The sequence below is a fragment of the Mesotoga sp. Brook.08.YT.4.2.5.2. genome (genome assembly GCF_003351125.1).
In the GTDB taxonomy this organism is placed as follows: Bacteria; Thermotogota; Thermotogae; order Petrotogales; family Kosmotogaceae; genus Mesotoga.
In genome coordinates this window covers 58,906-77,226 of the sequence record NZ_JPGZ01000009.1, presented here as the reverse complement: position 1 = coordinate 77,226, position 18,321 = coordinate 58,906, and the positions used below count along the sequence as shown (strand labels likewise).

At 45.2% G+C, this 18,321-nt stretch carries 17 protein-coding genes, 1 other RNA gene and 1 pseudogene; 16 read left to right on the top strand and 3 right to left on the bottom strand.

The window, feature by feature from the left end; genetic code table 11:
- Positions 1-108: 108 nt before the first annotated feature.
- From Q502_RS02475 to Q502_RS02445, 7 genes are all read left to right on the top strand, one after another.
- The gene (locus tag Q502_RS02475) at positions 109-906 is read left to right on the top strand and encodes a type III pantothenate kinase (RefSeq protein WP_099828798.1); all 798 of its coding nucleotides are present in this window, start codon (positions 109-111) and stop codon (positions 904-906) included.
- Positions 872-2,218 carry a radical SAM protein gene (locus tag Q502_RS02470; protein WP_099828797.1) on the top strand — a complete coding sequence of 449 codons (1,347 nt, stop codon included), beginning with the start codon at positions 872-874 and terminating at the stop codon, positions 2,216-2,218. Before Q502_RS02475 ends, Q502_RS02470 begins: the two co-directional genes overlap by 35 nt.
- On the top strand, positions 2,208-2,738 hold the full coding sequence (gene folK, locus Q502_RS02465) for a 2-amino-4-hydroxy-6-hydroxymethyldihydropteridine diphosphokinase (RefSeq protein WP_099828796.1): 531 nt from the start codon (positions 2,208-2,210) through the stop codon (positions 2,736-2,738). Before Q502_RS02470 ends, folK begins: the two co-directional genes overlap by 11 nt.
- Positions 2,735-3,244, top strand: a complete 510-nt coding sequence (locus tag Q502_RS02460; protein ID WP_099828795.1) for a hypothetical protein — start codon at positions 2,735-2,737, stop codon at positions 3,242-3,244. The genes folK and Q502_RS02460 overlap by 4 nt, the downstream gene beginning before the upstream one ends.
- Positions 3,234-4,139: a TIGR01212 family radical SAM protein gene (locus Q502_RS02455; protein ID WP_099828794.1), complete on the top strand. Its 906-nt coding sequence runs from the start codon at positions 3,234-3,236 to the stop codon at positions 4,137-4,139. The genes Q502_RS02460 and Q502_RS02455 overlap by 11 nt, the downstream gene beginning before the upstream one ends.
- A gap of 4 nt (positions 4,140-4,143) precedes the next feature.
- Positions 4,144-4,472: RNase P RNA component class A (rnpB, locus tag Q502_RS02450), an RNA gene on the top strand.
- 20 nt (positions 4,473-4,492) lie between these two features.
- The gene (locus tag Q502_RS02445) at positions 4,493-6,235 is read left to right on the top strand and encodes a YgiQ family radical SAM protein (RefSeq protein ID WP_099828793.1); all 1,743 of its coding nucleotides are present in this window, start codon (positions 4,493-4,495) and stop codon (positions 6,233-6,235) included.
- On the opposite strand, the gene Q502_RS02440 is transcribed toward Q502_RS02445, so the two are convergent.
- Complete coding sequence (locus Q502_RS02440) at positions 6,167-7,441, bottom strand: SLC13 family permease (RefSeq protein ID WP_099828792.1); 1,275 nt, start codon at positions 7,439-7,441, stop codon at positions 6,167-6,169. The two genes, Q502_RS02445 and Q502_RS02440, sit on opposite strands and share 69 nt — an antisense overlap.
- Before the next feature lie 123 nt (positions 7,442-7,564).
- Here Q502_RS02440 and Q502_RS02435 point away from each other — a divergent pair.
- Positions 7,565-8,961: pseudogene (locus Q502_RS02435) on the top strand (Do family serine endopeptidase).
- 109 nt (positions 8,962-9,070) lie between these two features.
- On the opposite strand, the gene fabZ reads toward Q502_RS02435, so the two are convergent.
- Positions 9,071-9,478, bottom strand: coding sequence for a 3-hydroxyacyl-ACP dehydratase FabZ (gene fabZ, locus Q502_RS02430; RefSeq protein ID WP_099828790.1), 408 nt, complete (start codon positions 9,476-9,478; stop codon positions 9,071-9,073).
- A 132-nt stretch (positions 9,479-9,610) separates the two neighbouring features.
- Here fabZ and fabK point away from each other — a divergent pair, with 132 nt between their 5' ends.
- From fabK to fabF, 4 genes are read left to right on the top strand one after another with little or no spacing between them, the layout of a single operon-like run.
- Positions 9,611-10,564, top strand: a complete 954-nt coding sequence (fabK, locus tag Q502_RS02425; protein ID WP_099828789.1) for an enoyl-[acyl-carrier-protein] reductase FabK — start codon at positions 9,611-9,613, stop codon at positions 10,562-10,564.
- Positions 10,558-11,493 (top strand): ACP S-malonyltransferase, encoded by a 936-nt coding sequence (gene fabD / locus Q502_RS02420; RefSeq protein ID WP_099828788.1) that lies wholly within the window; start codon positions 10,558-10,560, stop codon positions 11,491-11,493. Before fabK ends, fabD begins: the two co-directional genes overlap by 7 nt.
- A gap of 27 nt (positions 11,494-11,520) precedes the next feature.
- The gene (gene acpP, locus Q502_RS02415; protein WP_099828787.1) at positions 11,521-11,769 is read left to right on the top strand and encodes an acyl carrier protein; all 249 of its coding nucleotides are present in this window, start codon (positions 11,521-11,523) and stop codon (positions 11,767-11,769) included.
- Between the two features lies 1 nt (position 11,770).
- Entirely contained in the window at positions 11,771-12,994 is a 1,224-nt protein-coding gene (gene fabF / locus Q502_RS02410) for a beta-ketoacyl-ACP synthase II (RefSeq protein ID WP_099828786.1), read from the top strand.
- A 118-nt stretch (positions 12,995-13,112) separates the two neighbouring features.
- Here fabF and trmB read toward each other — a convergent pair whose 3' ends face one another.
- A complete protein-coding gene (gene trmB, locus Q502_RS02405; RefSeq protein ID WP_099828785.1) occupies positions 13,113-14,054 on the bottom strand; it encodes a tRNA (guanosine(46)-N7)-methyltransferase TrmB in 942 nt (313 codons plus the stop codon).
- Between the two features lie 171 nt (positions 14,055-14,225).
- Between trmB and hpt the strand changes: the two genes are divergently transcribed.
- From hpt to recG, 4 genes are read left to right on the top strand one after another with little or no spacing between them, the layout of a single operon-like run.
- Positions 14,226-14,759 (top strand): hypoxanthine phosphoribosyltransferase, encoded by a 534-nt coding sequence (gene hpt / locus Q502_RS02400; RefSeq protein WP_099828784.1) that lies wholly within the window; start codon positions 14,226-14,228, stop codon positions 14,757-14,759.
- A complete protein-coding gene (locus tag Q502_RS02395) occupies positions 14,759-15,070 on the top strand; it encodes a hypothetical protein (RefSeq protein WP_099828783.1) in 312 nt (103 codons plus the stop codon). The genes hpt and Q502_RS02395 overlap by 1 nt, the downstream gene beginning before the upstream one ends.
- Complete coding sequence (locus Q502_RS02390; protein WP_099828782.1) at positions 15,067-15,963, top strand: DegV family protein; 897 nt, start codon at positions 15,067-15,069, stop codon at positions 15,961-15,963. Before Q502_RS02395 ends, Q502_RS02390 begins: the two co-directional genes overlap by 4 nt.
- The gene (gene recG / locus Q502_RS02385; protein WP_099828781.1) at positions 15,963-18,320 is read left to right on the top strand and encodes an ATP-dependent DNA helicase RecG; all 2,358 of its coding nucleotides are present in this window, start codon (positions 15,963-15,965) and stop codon (positions 18,318-18,320) included. The genes Q502_RS02390 and recG overlap by 1 nt, the downstream gene beginning before the upstream one ends.
- The last annotated feature ends 1 nt before the right edge of the window (position 18,321 follow it).

Here is an 18,321-nt window from a genome sequence, read left to right as displayed (position 1 = left end):
CAAGTGGAGAGAATTATTAAGATAATGTGAAACAGCAAGGATTGGCCAGAACCAATGCTAGTACAAAGAGTCCAAATGAGATGTTACTATCTAGCTAGGAGGTATAGAATGCTGTTACTTGCTGACGTGGGAAACACGACGACCGTTTTTGGTCTCGACAGTGGGAGCAAAATAGAGGCTGTATGGAGGCTTCCTTCTTTGAGGCTCGAGACGGAAGATGAACTATTCGTCATTCTTGAAGGACTCTTGAGGTACGAACAAGCTTCACTTTCGAGTATAAAAGGGCTTTGTGTGGCAAGCGTTGTTCCAAGACTAAACTCAACAATTGATTACTTCGCCAGAAAATATCTGTTGGAACCGGCCATGTTTGTCAAGGCCGATAGGTTTGTTTCTGTCGATCTGGAAACAGACAACCCTTCGGAAATTGGTGCCGATAGACTGGCAAACGTAATGGGCGCGAAGGAATGTTACGGAGCCAACGTAATCGTTGTCGATGTTGGGACTGCAATTACCATAGATATTGTTATGGATGGCGCATTTGCAGGTGGCGCAATTCTTCCTGGACCTGAAACGGCGATGTCTGCTCTCTTCTCCAGGACTGCAAAGCTGCCGGAAGTCGAGCTCTTCTTTGAAGACCACTACTTCGGAACGAGTACTGAGGACAACCTTAGAATCGGTATAGTAAACGGAACGTATTTCGCTCTGCAGGGAATTATTAGCGAAATCGAGAAGCAGTTTGATGTCAAGCCGAAAATCGTTGGAACGGGTGGAAAAGCACGTCTCTTCATTACTGAAGATGGGTTCATAGAAATGGACGACCCTTATCTAACCTTGAAGGGAATAAGATCCTATTACAATCGAGTGAAGTCATTTGAAAAGAATATTACTGATCAATCCTTGGATTGAAGATGTATCAGCCTACGATTACTGGCTAAAGCCTTTGGGGTTATTGTACATATCTTCTGCTCTGAAAACCCTTGGAGTTGAACCGGTCTTAGTTGACTGTCTTGATCGATACGATTCGGACCTTCTCTCATATTCCTCCGGTTCAGGTGAAAAATACTTCGGAACCGGGAAGTTCGTGGAAACCGTTGTTCCAAAACCAGACTGTATAGCTTCCATCCCAAGAAGGTTCAAGAGGTTCGGTTTTCCTGAAGAAGTATTCAGGAGCAAACTGCAACAACTAGACCACGTTGACGGTGTCTTCGTTACTTCTATGATGACGTACTGGCATTATGGAGTGAGCGACACAATAAGGGTTGTTCGCCAAGAGTTGCCGTCAATACCTATTGTGCTTGGTGGGGTCTACGCAACGCTGCTTCCGGAACACGCAAAAAGGAATGCAGGGGCAGATTTGGTCTGTCCCGGAACGGGAATGAAGCCTATAGAGAAGGCTCTGCTATTCCTCGGAATAAACAAATCTGTTCAGTCTGATTGGTTTGATGAGCTTAGTCCCGATTACTCGGCCTACGAATCTCCGCATTATGCTGTTGTAATAACCAGTCTAGGGTGCCCTTTCAGATGCGTTTACTGCGCAAGTAGTTATCTATGGCGCCATTTCTTAAGAAGAGATCCGACAAAGACTGCAGAGCATATCGAGTACCTGGTTAAATCATCGAATCTCTCAGACATTGTCTTTTTTGATGACGCGATTCTTGTTGGTGGCGGTTTCAAGACACTTATGAAAGAAATCGAACATCGTAGCATAAGAACAAGGTTTCACCTGCCTAATGGAGTGCACGCGCGATTTGTAGACAGGGAAACCGCAGATTTGATGTACGCTAATAACTTCAAGACGATTAAAATCGGACTGGAGACTTCAGATCGAGCCTTGCAAACTTCCACAGGGGGGAAAGTTTTTCTTAACGATATCTACAGAGCCGTCGATAACCTCTCAAAGGCCGGATTCACCTACAAGGAGATTAGCGCCTACATCATGCTGAATCTACCTGGACAGAGCGAAGAAGATGTACTGGACTCACTGAGAATCTGTGAAGAGTTAGGCCTGTCCCCAAGTCTTAACGAATTCACGCCTATACCAGGAACTCTGCAATGGAAAGAACTAATTGAAAGAGGTTCATTTGCTGAAGATATTGACCCACTACTTCTTGACAACTCGATCATTCCGCACTGGTGGAAGCAGGGATTCTCGTTGGACACTGTGCAGAGACTAAAAGAAGCGGCGTGGTCATTACGGAGGAAGTTGAGTGGAGAGTGATCTATTTCTCGCATTTGGTAGCAATATCGACAACAGACTGAATTACATCGCGGAAGCTTTCACAAAGCTCATCGAATTGGGATTGCCCCTTTTAGAGGTCTCGTCAGTATACACTACACAACCGTACGGAAACACAGAGCAGGATGATTTCCTGAACTGTGTCGGCAAGTTCCGTTACTCAGGAGATGTCAGGTTACTCATAAGAGATATTAAGTTCATTGAAAATGCTGTTGGCAGAGTTCAAAGATTCAGATGGAGTCCGAGGGAGATTGATATCGATATCTTGCTTCACGGAAAAACGGTTCTCCAGACAGTAGAGCTTACAGTTCCTCATAGCGATATAATTAATAGGAAGTTCGTTCTGGTCCCCTTGCTTGAAATTGATAGGGAGCTTAAGGACCCGAGAGACGGCACTCTCTTTTCGGATCATTTAGAGAGGCTGGGACAGGAGAGTTGGCCTAAGCCCTTCTTGAAAGCCAGACGCTTCAGAGAATTAATCGACCGGGAGGTGAAGAAATGAGAGGCAAACAATCCCGTTTCATCGTAGCGCTATTGTTTCTGGTAATTCTGGTTTCTTCCTGTGGAAGCTCCAGAGTTGACCTGGTACCTGGTAGGTTCGCAGGATTCACTATGAGTGGCTACATGGACATTTCAACGACTACAAGTGTTGGAGGCAGACTATTAGGCTTTACTCTTAATGAAGACTCTCTTCTTCTTCATAAAGAATTCGCAAAAGGAACGAAGGAGCTCAGCATATATATAGCGAAATTCGAGACCGCTTCAGGGACCACAAGTCTCTGGTATTCGCTGATTAGAGAAATTTCAAATGAATTCAGAGCGCTCGTAAGTGCGATACCGTGGATCTATGGAGAATTTTCGGGGAAGATCGATGGAGGATTTGTGAAGACGTGGTTCTCGGGAAAGTGGCTGTATTTGTTCATAGGTAGTTCCAAAGAGGAGGTAAACTCTGCAGTTGATGCCTTCAAAGAGTTCGAAAAGAGTCTGGTGAGATCCGTTGAATCATAAGCCCTACAAAGATCTGAAGACTCACCTGAGGCTTAAGTACGGCGAGTATGTTCATAGAGTCCCACTTGATGCCGGTTTTTCATGTCCTCATAAAGTCAATGGAATTGGAGGTTGCATATACTGCGATCCTTCGGGAAGCGGGTTCTCTGTTGACTCCAGTCTTTCTTTGAGGGAACAGCTCTTTCAAAGAATATCTCTTCTTAGAAAAAAGGGAATTGGAAAGTTCATGGCATACTTTCAGGCCAACTCGAATACGTACGCACCAACTGAAAGACTGAGAACAGTGTACAGAGAGGCTCTCATTGAAGATGTAGTAATACTGGACATTTCGACAAGACCGGATCTTGTGTCGGAAGAAGTACTGGATCTTCTGGAGGAGTTCTCCGAAGAAGTTGACGTTATTCTTGAACTCGGTCTTCAGAGCATTAATCCAAACACTCTGAAAGCTATTAATAGAGGACATACGCTTGCACAATTTGTCGATTCTTCATTGAGAGCGAGAAAGAGAGGTATTGAGGTAGTCACTCACGTGATAGCCAATCTGCCTTGGGATACCGAAGAGGATGTCTGCGAAGCGGCAAGGTTGATCTCAGTACTTGGTATCGAAGGAGTTAAGATTCACTCTCTGTACATTGTTGAAGGCACTGAGCTAGCGAGAATGTATAAGAAGGGAAAAGTGGACCTAGGTACTGCAGAGCAATTTGTGGAGAGAGTCATTCTCTTTCTTGAGCATTTGAACGAAAACGTAATAATCCACAGACTCGTCTCCGATCCGCCGATCGAAGGTACTCTCTTCGGTAACTGGGGAATGTCGAAGATCAAGCTCTTGAATATGATCGAGAGAAAGATGATAATTGAAGGTAGATATCAGGGCATTAAGGCCTTGGCAATCTAATCGGGAAGCGAAACGTGTGACCGCGGAAATTCCGAGGAAAGTCCGGACTCCATGGGCAGGGGCGCTGGGTAATACCCAGGGAGAGTGATCTCCGGAAAGGGCCATAGAAAAGAAGACCGCCTTAGGGCAAGGATGGAAAGGTGAAGGTAAGAGCTCACCGGCTGTCGGGCGACCGGCAGGCCTGGTAACCCCCGTCTGGAGCAAGTCCAAGCAGAAAGGGTCTGAGGATGCCCACCAAATCCCTTTCGGGTAGGATGCAAGAGGGCTATGGTAACATGGCTCCCAGATAGATGGTCACAGTAACAGAATCCGGCTTACGGTTTCGCTTCCCGTTTTTCTTTTTGGAGTGCCTTATGAATATACCAATGACGACCGAAGAGATGGTAGAAAGAAACTGGAACGTTCTCGATGTGATCCTTGTAACGGGGGATGCTTTTGTTGATCATCCTTCCTTTGGAACTGCAATGATAGCCAGGGTCCTTGAATCTGATGGGTGGAGAATTGGTGTTATCTCACAACCCGACTGGAGAACAACCACAGAGATCAGAGCGCTGGGAAGACCAAGACTCTTCTTTGGTGTGACCTCTGGGAATGCCGATTCGATGGTTGCAAACTATACTTCAACCGGGAAGAAGAGAAAGAGCGATGATTACACACCAGGAGGGATCGGGGGAAAGAGACCCGATAGGGCAGTGACGGTCTATGCTAACCTAATTAGGCAGGCATTTAAAGACACAATTGTAGTTATTGGAGGCATAGAAGCTAGTCTGAGAAGATTCTCTCATTTTGATTGGTGGAGCGACAGAATAAAGAAGTCGATTCTCCTTGATTCCAAAGCCGATTTGCTTGTTTATGGAATGGGAGAAAAACCGATTGTGGAAATTGCCAGAGAGATTGCTAATCAAGGAAGAGTGTCTCACAATGTAGAGGGTACAGCTTTCTGGTCAAGCGCAAAACCGGATGGAGTGGAACTCCCATCACATGAGTCTGTAGTCCGCAACAAGAAGGATTACTTCAAGCTCACCAGAATGATCCACGAAGAGACCGATGCCGCAAGAGGGAATCGGCTTTACCAGCTCCAGGATAACAGATATGTTGTTCAGAACAAACCGCCAGTTGTTATTCAAGAGGAGCTGGACTCATTCTACTCTCTTCCTTTCACTCGTACCGTGCATCCTGTATCTCTCTCCAAAGGTAGAGTTAAAGCTGTTGATACGGTACGCTATTCAGTGACGAGCCATAGAGGTTGCTATGGTCAGTGCAATTTCTGCGCAATTGCCCTTCATCAGGGAAGGACAGTAGTCTCAAGAAGTGAGACATCTATTCTTGACGAAGTCGTTTCTCTCACAAGAGATGGTAATTTCAGAGGAACCGTAACTGACATAGGTGGACCAACGGCGAACATGTACGGCTACGAGTGTTTGGTTAAGCTGAAGGCTGGAGCCTGCCGAACCAAGAGATGCCTCTTCCCGGAGGTATGCGGCTCTTTGGAACCTGATCATTCAAGATATTTGTCTCTTCTAAAAAGAGCGAGAGAAATTCCTGGAGTAAAACATGTATTCGTCTCCTCGGGCATCAGATATGATCTCATTCTAGGTGATAAAAGATACGGGAAGGAATTTCTGAAGGAACTAATGAAAAACCACGTCTCGGGGCAGCTGAAGATAGCTCCAGAGCACACAGTCGATCATGTGCTTGAACACATGTGCAAACCCTCGAATAAGATGCTGACTAGCTTTCTTGAAGAAGTTGATCGGCTATCAGACAGAAAAAACTTCGTTGTTGGTTACTTCATCGCGGCCCACCCAGGGTGCACGATTCGGGACATGGAAGAACTAAAGAGATTTATTCGAGAGAAAATGCGCTATAATCCTGAGCAAGTCCAGATTTTCACTCCTTCACCTTCGACACTCTCCACGGCTATGTATTACACTGAGATGACTTCAGAAAATGGCGACTCAATCTTTGTAGAAAAGTCCTCAGGTTCTAGAAAAGCACAAAAAGAGGTTTTAACTGAAAGACGAACCCTAGAAGGAAAACCTCACAAGGATATACGCAGTACCGGCAGCAAGGGTCATGATCGTCAACGGCATTGAAAACTTCAAGAAATCCGAATAACTCAGCTTTTCCCTTGAATGCTTTTCTATCAGTCCGACACCAACCATATTGGCTGCGGCGCCCGCAATTGAGAAACTCCCCCCAAAACACGCTGAGATCGATATCACCCACCAAACATCCATGGGAACTCCGTATTTTGCAGTCATCCCCTCAATAACGGGAATCATAAATGTTACAGCCGGCACCGCACCGATAAAACCGCTCATGAGTGCAGATAACCAGTAAAGTGTTAGAAAGAGAATGATCCTGTTGCCCGAAAGAGAACCAAGTAGATCGGAAATAGATGACGTAATACCTACTTGTTGGAGTGCCGACGCAAGCACAAACAACCCCATGAAGAAAAAGATCGTGTCCCATTCGATATCCTCAGACAGACTTGAAAAACTCTTACCGCTAAGGATCATCGCAGCAGCAGCACCGCCGAGGGCAATCAAAGATGGCTCAACTCCTATCAAGTCGTGCAGAAGGAATCCTGCTATTATTCCAAAAAACACGGTCAGCGACTTGTACAGTGAGGATTTTGAGACTATAGCCTTGTTGGGATCCATACTTGCAAGCCGCTGAAGTTTGTCTCCCATCAATCTATAACTCTTGAAAACCCTTCTGTCAAGAAAGACGACAGTAATTAGCAGTGCAATGAGAGTAATAGGGCCATCTATCCTTATGAAATCCATAAATCCGAATCCACTCGCTGAACCGACAAGGATATTGGGCGGATCTCCAATCAGCGTTGCCGTTCCTCCAACGTTTGCGGCGAGGACACCCGCAAGCAGGAAGTTTCTGGGGGAGACTTCCAGAGAATCCGCAACAAGAAATATTATCGGGGCAAAGAGAAGTATAGTAGTGACGTTGTCTAGAAAGGCAGAGAAAAGCGCAATTGTAACCATAAAGAAGACTAATAATGCTCTAACATTTCCCTTCGAAATCCTCACAACATGAACAGCCACAAACTCGAAGAACCCTGTTGTCCTAAGAGTGCCGACCACTATCATCATTCCGATAAGAATGCCTATCGTATTGAAGTCTACAAGAAAACCAATTTCCTTCATATCGAAGTTAGGTATTACTTTAGAAAGAAGTATGATTATACCTGCTGCAAACGCAACGGTAGATCTATTGAATTTACCAGATATTATGAGAATGTAAGCCAGAACAAAAACAACTAGAACGAACAACCACTGCATTTCGAGTCACCTCTCGAAAATGAACTATAACAGTATATCACCAACCAATTCCTTGAACAATGGACAAAAATTTTCAGTCAAATTGATACCGGAGTAGCCAACTCGAAGAAGGAGGTCAGAGTTATGAAGAAGGTTTCTGTAGTACTTGTTGTAGTTATGTTATCAGTGGCTTCTCTGGCCCTGGTTAATGAAGGCTACGAGAGCCCAGTTATTAACGTAGTTGAAGCAGCAGGACCAGCAGTTGTCAAAGTAGACGTTGAGGCGACAAGGAAATATTCCATCAGAGATCCTTACGGTTTCGAGGAATTCTTCAGGCGTTTTTTTGGTGAAATTCCCGATCAGAAGGTGACCGGCGTTGGGTCCGGGTTCATCTTCAGTAAAGATGGCTATATTTCACTAACGAACATGTTGTCGCTGGAGCAGACAAGATATCGGTATCTCTTCTCGACGGCAACGTCTATCCGGCAAAGTATATTGGAGGAGACGCCGAACTAGACATTGCCGTGATAAAGATCGAACCGGACGGTGCCGATCTTCCCATTGTTGAAGTCGGTGACTCCGACTCTCTTAGGATAGGCGAATGGGCAATTGCGATAGGCAATCCTTTTGGTCTAAAACACACAGTTACCCTCGGCGTGATCAGCGCTGTCGGCAGGCAGCTACCGAAACCCGACGGTAACGGAGTCTATTCGAATCTTATCCAGACTGATGCAGCAATCAACCCCGGTAATAGTGGAGGTCCACTCCTCAACATTTATGGTCAGGTTATCGGAATCAACACAGCCATTATATCTCCCGACGTTGGGACTTCTCTTGGCTTCGCAATACCGATCAACGTTGCTATGAGATTCGTTGATTCGATAATCGAAACGGGATCGGTTCAGAGGGCTTATCTGGGAGTGTACATGGACTCCGTCACTGAGGCAATCTCTCGATCGTTGGGTCTCAAAGTTGATAAAGGCGCCTTAATAACCGATGTCGTACCTGACTCAGCTGCTGACAAGGCGGGAATTAGGCCACAAGACGTAATAGTCGGATTCGAAAATCTTGAGATCTCAAACTCCTCTGAGCTTAGAGCAGCTGTACTCAACTACCCTGCTGGTTCTCAAGTTAGAATCACGATCGACAGGTTCGGAGAGAGGATTGTTGTAACTGCAGTCCTTGGGACCCTTTCTCAAGAAAGTACTTCTTCACAGGAAGAGAGTGAAGAGCCAAAAGCTTTCGAGAGCTCTTTAGGCCTCTCGGTTTCCGAGATAACTCCTGAAGACAGAGAGCGTCTCGGCCTTTCTCAAGAGTTCAGAGGGATAATCGTTAGGAGTGTAAGCACAGAAGGAATAGTATACAGGCTGGGCATAGGGAAAGACGACATAATAACCCGTTTAAGCATAAATGGAAATCAGGTGGCTATTGATAATGTAAGTGCTTTTGAAGAAGCTGTTGATAGCATAAGAGAGGGAGATTACGTGGCTTTCTTCGTCTATAGAAGCGGCGTAAGATTCGTTGCTTCTTTCCAGTTCTAAAATGGAAATGCCGTCACCCTTCGAAGGTGACGGCTTACCCCCTTTAGTCCCCTGTGCAGGATCAACGCCTAAATTATAGCACAGGGGTTTTTTCTTTCCAAAATCATTGTTATAGCGAAGTGACAAGTAGAACTGCCTTGACAGAAAGTTTGCCATCTACAAAAGCTGTAGCATCTATTTTGGCAAGATTCATCTTTCTTCCAATCAGTCTGATTGAGTATTCAAGTCTGCATGGAGGTTTAACTATGGTCTTGAACCGTGCTTTTTCTATTCCTACGAACAAAGGGGTTGTCCCAGGCTTTAGAAGAAGAATTCCCGCCGTTTGTGCTAGACCCTCAATTATTAGTACTCCCGGGTAGATTGGGCACCCGGGAAAGTGGCCTCTGAAAACGGGATCATCTTCAAGGATATCTCTGTAAGCTTTAGCCTCCGTTTCTCCAATAGATGTTACACCGTCCACTAACAGAAAAGGGTCTCTGTGAGGAATTCTCTCTTGAACATACTCCTTGTCTTTCAAAGCTCTCCTCCTGTAGCGTTTCCGGTCAATAAGACCGCAAAGCGTCCGAAATCCATACTTTATTGGTCTCCTTGGGCCCTGGTATAGTGTTGCTGACTCTTTATCAGCATTTCCGTGCCAGGAGGAACGACATTGACGAGACAAAGAAGAACACTAACTGAACTATTAGGAATAAAGTATCCAATATTCCAGGGAGGAATGGCCTGGATTTCAGACAACGGCTTGGCAGGGGCTGTTTCAAATGCTGGCGGGTTAGGGATTATTGCTGGCGGAAGCCTTTCGGCGGAAGAGTTACAGACTGAAATCCGAAGAACAAAAGAGATCACATCAAAACCTTTTGGCGTAAATATTATGCTTCTCTCTCAGAACATCGAAGATCAAATAGAAGTTGTCTGCCGAGAGAAGGTACCAGTGGTAACGACAGGTGCAGGAAGCCCATCACGCATTATTGAAAGGCTCAAGTCTTCTGGGACTAAAGTAATCCCGGTTGTTGCTTCAACGGCACTTGCACGAAGGCTCGAAAAACAAGGTGCTGACGCAGTAATTGCCGAAGGAATGGAAGCCGGTGGCCATATCGGAAAGGTGACAACAATGGTTCTGGTGGCGGCCGTTGCATCCGTAGTAAAGATCCCTGTTATTGCTGCCGGCGGAATCGCTGATGGAAGAGGGCTCGTAGCAGCTCTTGCTCTAGGGGCAAGCGGAATCCAGATGGGAACAAGGTTCATTTGCACGACGGAGTGTTCGGCACACCATAATTACAAAGAAAGAGTTCTTTCATCAAACGAGCTTGATACAGTCGTTACAGGGATCTCAACCGGACATCCTGTCAGAGCCTTCCGAAATAAATTGACTAGGAAGATTGAAGAACTTGAAAGACAAGGTAACGGAGTCGAGGCAATTGAAAGAGTGGCGATTGGCGGCCTTAAAAGAGCCGCAAGAGAAGGTGATCTCAATTTTGGCTCGCTCATGGCCGGTCAATCTAGTGGATTGATCAGAGACATCAAAAGCGTAAGTGAGTTGTTGGAAGAAATCATCGGGGAAGCCGAAGAGGTCATCGAAGTTTTGGGAGGGATCAAGAGATGGTAGCATGGATATTTCCCGGTCAGGGGAGTCAGTACGTTGGAATGGGAAAGACACTGTTCGAGGAAAGCGCCATAATACGAGAATTCATTGGGCTCTCGGGCCGAATGCTTGGATTTGATATGTTAAGATTGATGCTTGAAGGTCCGGAAAGTGAGTTGACTCTTACACAGAATGCTCAGCCGGCTATTCTCTCTGTCAGCATCGCTCTTTCGGATTTCCTCTCGGAAAGGGGTGCTAAACCCGATATTGTAGCGGGTCTATCTCTTGGAGAATTCAGTGCGCTTACTGTTGCGGGATCACTTGAGTACGCTGATGCTCTTCGACTTGTCAGGTTGAGGGGAATAGCGATGCAAGAAGCAATTCCACCCGGTGAAGGAATAATGGCGGCAATCATAGGTTTACCCAATGAGGCCGTAGAGAAAATCTGCCTGGAAATCTCTTCTGAAGAAGAAGTTATCGTTGCCAATTACAACTGTCCAGGCCAGGTTGTGGTTTCGGGAACTACAGAAAAAGTGCGTTTGGTAACTTCAATGGCACTGGAAGCAGGTGCTAGAAAGTGCGTTGAGCTTTCCGTCAGCGCACCTTTTCACAGTCGATTCTTACAGCCAGTAGGCGATGTCTTGCGGGACTTTCTGAAGGACGTCAAGGTGAGTCCTCCTAAAATCCCCGTGATCTCAAACGTCACTGGCGACTTCTTCCCCGAAGATCCAGAGGAAATCAAAGAACTCATAATCTCCCAGGCATATAAGCCAGTTAAATGGGAACAATCAATAAGAAGAATGATACAACTTGGCTCGGACAGATTCATTGAAGTAGGACCCGGAAAGGTTCTTAGCGGATTTATGAAGAAGATTGATAGAAACGTTTCGATTAGCACAACAGATTGCGAAAGCCTTGAAGTAATAAGAGAATTCCAGGAAATCGTTAACTAAAATACTTTGAAATGAGAGGTGAGTTCAATGGAAAAGACGTCTACTGTACAGGAAAGAGTGATTTCGATCGTAGCAGAGAATCTGAGTATTGAAGCTGGAGAAATCGTCGGAAGTTCAAGATTCATAGAAGATCTTGGAGCTGACTCTCTTGACTTGGTAGATCTTGTAATGGAACTTGAAGACAAATTCGATATCCAGATCAGCGACAGTCAGACCGCAAGCTTCAAGACCATCGATGACGTTGTGAAATTCATAATCAAACTGGAAGAGAGATAGGATGAGAAGAGTCGTAATAACTGGAATGGGTGTAATTTGTTCAATAGGAAAGAACCTATCGGAGTTTTGGGAGTCGCTGAAATCTGGTAGATCTGGTATTGACTGGATTGACACTTTTGATGTCACTCAGTTTGGATCAAAGGTTGCTGGTCAGGTAAAAGACTTCGATCCTGTTGCATTTATGGGCAAAAAAGAAGCAAAAAGAAACGCAAGATTTGTTCAGATGGCTGTTGCTAGTGCTTGCCAGGCGTATGATGATTCCGGTCTGGACGGAAAGATTCCTAATCCCGAAAGGGCTGGGGTGGTCTATGGTGTAGGTCTAGGCGGAATGGATGTCATTGAGGACCAGCACTCCGTCTTGTTGGAAAAAGGCCCCTCGAGAATCAGCCCTTTCCTGATTCCCATGACTATCGCGAATATGGCACCAGGACTTCTCGCCGTACGTTTCAAGTTCAAGGGTACAAACTTCACTGTGTCCACAGCTTGCGCTTCTGGCACAAATGCGATTGGTGAAGCAACGAGGCTTATAAGAAATGGGATAATCGATATCGCGATGACCGGCGGTTCTGAAGCCACGATCACGCCCCTTGCTCTTGCCGGCTTCTCGAATATGACCGCCCTATCACGCGGAAATCCTGAAAATGCTTCAAGACCGTTTGATCGCGAACGCGATGGATTTGTTATGGCCGAAGGATCCGCAACACTGATCATCGAGGAATACGGGCATGCTTTGAAGCGTGGAGCAAAGATCTACGGGGAAATCGCCGGATACGGTTCAACCGATGATGCGTTTCATATCACTTCACCCGAGGAATCTGGTGATGGAGCTTACAGAGCTATGAAAATGGCTCTTGAAGAAGCCGAAGTTGACCCATCAGAAGTTGACTATATTAACGCTCACGGCACTTCTACGCCCTTAAACGACTTGACGGAGACACGAGCCATAAAGCGTCTATTTGGGAGTAGTGATGGGCTCAACATAAGTTCCACAAAGTCAATGGTCGGACATGCCCTGGGAGCCGCAGGAGCAATTGAATCTGTAGCAACTCTTCTTGCAATTCAGAACTCTTTCGTTCCACCAACGATTAATTACTCTATCCCCGATCCTGAATGCAATCTGAACTACACACCAAATTCAGGAGTTGATAGGAAAATCAACTACGCCCTAAAAAACTCATTTGGCTTTGGAGGCCATAACGCTTCTTTGCTATTCAAGAAGCTCTAACTATCTTAATCGGGCGGGGCGCTTCTGCGCCCCGCCATAACTATGATTTGCCCCGTTCAATGAAAGCGCTTCCTACTCTATTAAGAAAAGCAGAACTTCCCAAAAATGCGCCTCACTATTAAGCTCGACTTTCGTCACCAAGTATCCGAGAGAGCATTCTAAAGGCGAATTTTACCGCTCTGGTCCTAAAAGGTTTCGCTTGACTATCTAGTTGAATCAGCCAAACTTCTTCCCTTTTGGAAAGACTTATATAGAATCTTTGAGAATAGCCTCTGTCAACCGAAAGAGTCTCAATTAGAAAGACCTCATTATCAAGCTTTCTGTAGACCCCCATGAACTTGACAAACATCTCATCACTAGAAAACGACCGCCCTGCAACTCTATTAAGCTGGGACTTGTCGATGTTCTTCACCCACAAATGCGACAAGTTAACCACATCCTCTTCACAGTTCACTGCTTTGCTGTTTCTTCTACAGATGAGTCTGAATATCTCCCTCTGCATAGCCAGCCATTTTCTCTCGTATCTAGTTCCCACTCCGGCCGTTGGATTTATTTCGACTGTGACCGAATCGAAGAGACCAGTTAGGTCTACGCTTGAGCTCATCTCAGAGATGAATTCCTTCGAATCGGAGTAGAGCTGAAAGAAACCCCCTTTTTTTAGAACCCGCCCAATCTTCAAAACGAAATTGGGGTCGTTCAGCCGCCGATTTGAATGTCTTTTCTTTGGCCACGGACAGGGGAAATTCATATAAACACCGGACAGTGAATCCTTAGGAATTACGTTATTTAAACAGAAAGATGCATCCGTCAGAAGCACTCGGACGTTTTCTACAAGCTCTCTCTTAAGCGATTTAAGAAGTTTCTCTGTGCTTATTACAGACAACTCAACTCCCAGGAAATCTTTTGCAGAATTATCAATCGCTTTCTGAACAAGGAACTCGCCACTACCAAACCCCACTTCCAGGTATGTTTCGCTTTCCCTCCCAAAGACTGTCGGCAAATCTAGAGGAAGCTCATGTTCGGAAGCGTCGAGGTAATTAATCAGAAAATGCTGATCCATACAATCGCCCCATTCTGTAGGCAAAAAGATTAGCCAAGAAATCCGTGCAACTTCACAAGAAGGATTGTAACCTACTCAACCTCGCATTTCCACTTAATGCTTCAGAAGAATTGATAGTTTTATAGTCTTTCTGCGATGGTATAATTATCATGACTGCCGGAGGTGAAGGAAATGCTCTTTGATCCTGCTAAGATCGCGGTTCTTTACTCAGAAGAGGCCCTTGAGAGAATTGTTAGTAGACTTGCAGAAGAAATCAACAGTTACTACTCCTCGATTACTGAAGAGATAACGGCTGTCTGCATTCTGAAGGGCTCAGTTCATTTCTATAGCGATCTCCTAAAGAGACTTGAGTTAAAGGTGCGCTATAATTTCGTTCATGTTTCCAGTTATTCAGGAGTCTCCACTACGGGAAGAATTCGTGTGAAGACATGGGTGGATGAATCTGTTACGGACCGTTACGTTCTTCTTGTTGAAGACATAGTTGACACCGGAGGAACTTTGAGATACATAATAAACTATATCTGGAAGCAGAAACCGGCAGACGTGAAACTGGTCTCGCTCTTTGAAAAGACTATTCACGATCATGGTGTTGGGATAGACTTTACCGGCGAAAGAATAGGCGATCAGTTCATTGTTGGATATGGACTTGACTATGATGAAGTATACAGAAATCTACCTTACGTAGGTTATTTGAAAGGTGATTGATGAGAAGAGGCAACATTGTTACACTTGTTCTCTCTGTCTTACTTCTGAGTATCTGTATGATAACTTCTTTTTTTGCACTGAGTGTTGTGAACTCAAATCGCAAAAACACGCAGTTAATGCTTGAGGCTTCTGTAAAGAGGGGAGTAAGGGTTTCTGCCGAAAGACTTCTTCAGTTCAGCATAGATAATGGCAGACCACTTGCTGTGGAACTTAACGGCTATTCACTAGAGACTGATTTTGTCGATGGTAGATGGTGCGTGAGAATAGATAACGGAGACGACCAAGAACAGATTTTCGCCGAAGGAAGGTGAACGAATTGATTGCGGTATCCGTTGATTCAGGTTGTGCGCCAACGAGAAGTTTCGTTGAGGAGCATAAACTCTTTTTCATGGGAATGAAAATCATTATTGATGATAAGGAATATAACGACGAGTTTGACTTCATGGAGAATGTTTTCTACAATATCGTCGAAAGCTCCAGAGAGTTTCACACAGCTCAACCGCCACTCGGACAGGTTCTTGATTACTACAATGACATAAAGTCAAAAGGTTACACGAAGCTACTTGATATTCATTTCTCATCGAAGATGTCGGGTCTGTATGATACTTGCGTTATGGCCTCCAAAATGGTGGAGGGGCTAGAAGTCACAGTTGTTGATACCAGAAAAGTCTCTATTGGAGCTTATTTGATCGCTAAGAAACTTATTGAGTTAATAGAACGAGGGTTGGAGATCGATGAGGCAATATCGAGAGTGCCGGAGATAATTCAAGATACGTTCATGGAATTCAGCGTTCCCACGCTGAAATACTTGATAAAGAACGGAAGAATAGGAAAAGCACAGGGGCTAGCCGGAACCTTGCTCAACATCAAGCCGATTCTTTCAGTGGATGAAGAAGGATATATTAGTCCTGTGGCGAAGCTTAGAGGTATGAAGAAGTTGCAGGAGCAGATGGTTTCAAACGTCCTTGAGTTTCTCGAGAGAAGGAGAGAATCAGTTGTTTTGTACTCTATCTACGGGAGCGAGGAGTACTCGGATATTGCGAAAGAAACAACCGAAAAAACCGTCGAGTTGATCGAAGAGAATTTAGGCATCCAAAGAAATGAGATTGAACTTGTTGCCGGAAGAATCTGGCCAACAATAGCCTGCCATAGCGGACCCGCAGTCTTTGGCCTGGCGTGTTACGGGGAGAAAGAAAGAAAGTAATGCTTTTTGAGCAAGTCCTTGACGAATGTGAAATGCTTTTCGAAGCTTCGCTCTCAGGAAGAGACAATGAAGTTCTCTTCTCTGAACTGAAGCGAATCGTATCTCAGACAAACAAAGAGGAGTTTTCCCGATTTCCCTTACTCAACGAATACTTGTCCAAATTCGTCTCCTACTTCTCGAAAAGCGAAGCGCTCAGTCAAGATAGAAGGAAAAAGAGACTAATAAATGGACTCGAAATGGTAGCAAAGTTGAGAAGGATTTTCCTTCTGCGAACTGTTGACGAAATCGAGGCGCTACTAGGAAGGCCCGTGTCACCCTCAACACCCATAAAGTATGCTTACTCAGTCGGTGAAGCAAGATCCAAAATTCTTAAGAGAATGGATATCGAAACAATTGGTGATCTGATCTATTACTTTCCGAGAGACTACGAAGACCGAAGGGTGATTCTCCCGATTTCGTCACTTTCAGCTGATTCCAAGGTAAGTGTAAGGGCGAGAATACTTAACTTCTCAGTTAAGAAGGTTTCAGGCTACACGATAATCTCTGCAGTCGCAGGCGATGGCTTCGGTCAACTGCTTCTCAAATGGTTCAATCAGGACTACATTCTACAAAAGCTCAAGAAAGACAAAGAGTATCTCATTCACGGATTGGCAAAGAAGACCCCATTTGGTCCTCTGGAGATGAACTCTCCGGAAATCGAAGAAGTGAATGGCGAAGTCTCGGGGGAGATTCTGCCCGTCTACTCCCTTACTTCAGGAATCTCTATGAAAATGATGAGGAAAATAACCAAGCGCAATCTTGGTGTTGTGAGATCCCTAGAAAACCTTATCCCTCTGAAGATCAAAGAAAGAAGGCAGCTCCTCGAAAGAAAGCATTCATTCACTGCGATACATTTTCCCAAGAGCATGTTCGAAGCAAGAAAGGCTCGCGAAACGCTTGCATATGAAGAGTTTTTCTTATTTGAGATAGCAGTTCTTTCTCGTAGAAGACAGATAAGGTGTAAATACCAAGGCCTACCTAAGGAAATCGCCGGGATTCTCGCCGAAAGACTTGTAGAGTCACTGCCCTTTGAGTTAACAGAAGATCAGGTAAAGGCTTTCAGAGAGATAAGAGATGATATGAGGGCCACCTCGCCAATGAGCAGGTTGCTTCAGGGAGATGTGGGCTCTGGAAAGACACTTGTAGCCGAACTGGCAATCACAGACAACTATGAAGCTGGATATCAGAGCGCCTTGATGGTTCCAACGTCTGTCTTGGCAATGCAGCACTTCGAAAAGTTGAAGAAGGATCTTGAACCGCTAGGTATCGACGTCGCACTGTTGACTGGTTCACTCAAGAAGACTGATCAGGAGAGTATCAGAACCAGATTGACAAAGGGAGAGATAGACGTAGTGGTTGGAACCCATTCCCTAATTCAGGAGGGTGTGGAGTTCAGAAGCCTTGGTCTTGTTGTGGTCGACGAACAGCACAGATTCGGAGTTAAGCAACGTGAAACATTGACTTCAAAGGGGAGACTTCTTGATAGTCTTGTCATGACTGCGACCCCTATCCCCAGAACACTTGCCTTGACGGTATACGGTGATCTTGACGTATCAACAATTCATACGATGCCAAAAGGAAGATCGCCAGTACGAACGATACTGCTTGCCCGAAGCAGGATAGATCATCTCTATTCATTCATTTCGGAGGAAATAAAGATGGGTCATCAGATTTTCTTCATTTATCCTCTCGTAGAAGAGTCAGAGCAAGTAGACCTGAAAAATGCAACAGATGAAGCGGCAAGGCTAAGAGAGAAAGTCTTCCCTGGTGCAGGAGTGGAACTGCTCCATGGAAGACTAACCGACACCGAAAAGCAAGAGATTATGCAGAGATTCAAATCAAAGAAGAGCATGATTCTTGTTTCCACAACTGTTGTTGAGGTAGGAATTGATATACCTACGGCAACCGTTATGGTTATTGAACACCCCGAAAGATTTGGAATGGCGCAACTTCACCAGCTCAGAGGACGTGTAGGAAGAAGCAATCTCAAGTCGATTTGCGTCATGCTAATGAACCGGGCGATTTCGGGCGAAGCGCTCTCGAGGTTGAGAGAGTTTGCTTCGACCGCAAGTGGATTTGATGTTGCTGAGCTCGATCTTAGACTTCGAGGCCCCGGTGAGTTCGTTGGTTTGAGGCAGCACGGAATGCCTCAATTTCTTCTCGGCGACATTGTCGATGATCAAGATCTCCTTTTCAAAGCCAGGGAAGATGCTCAGGAAACTATTGAAAGAGACCCCGATCTTCTGGAGCATGGAGCTCTCAGAATCGAAATGCAGAGGCTATACTCGGAAAGAGTAAGATTGATAGAGGTTGGATAGT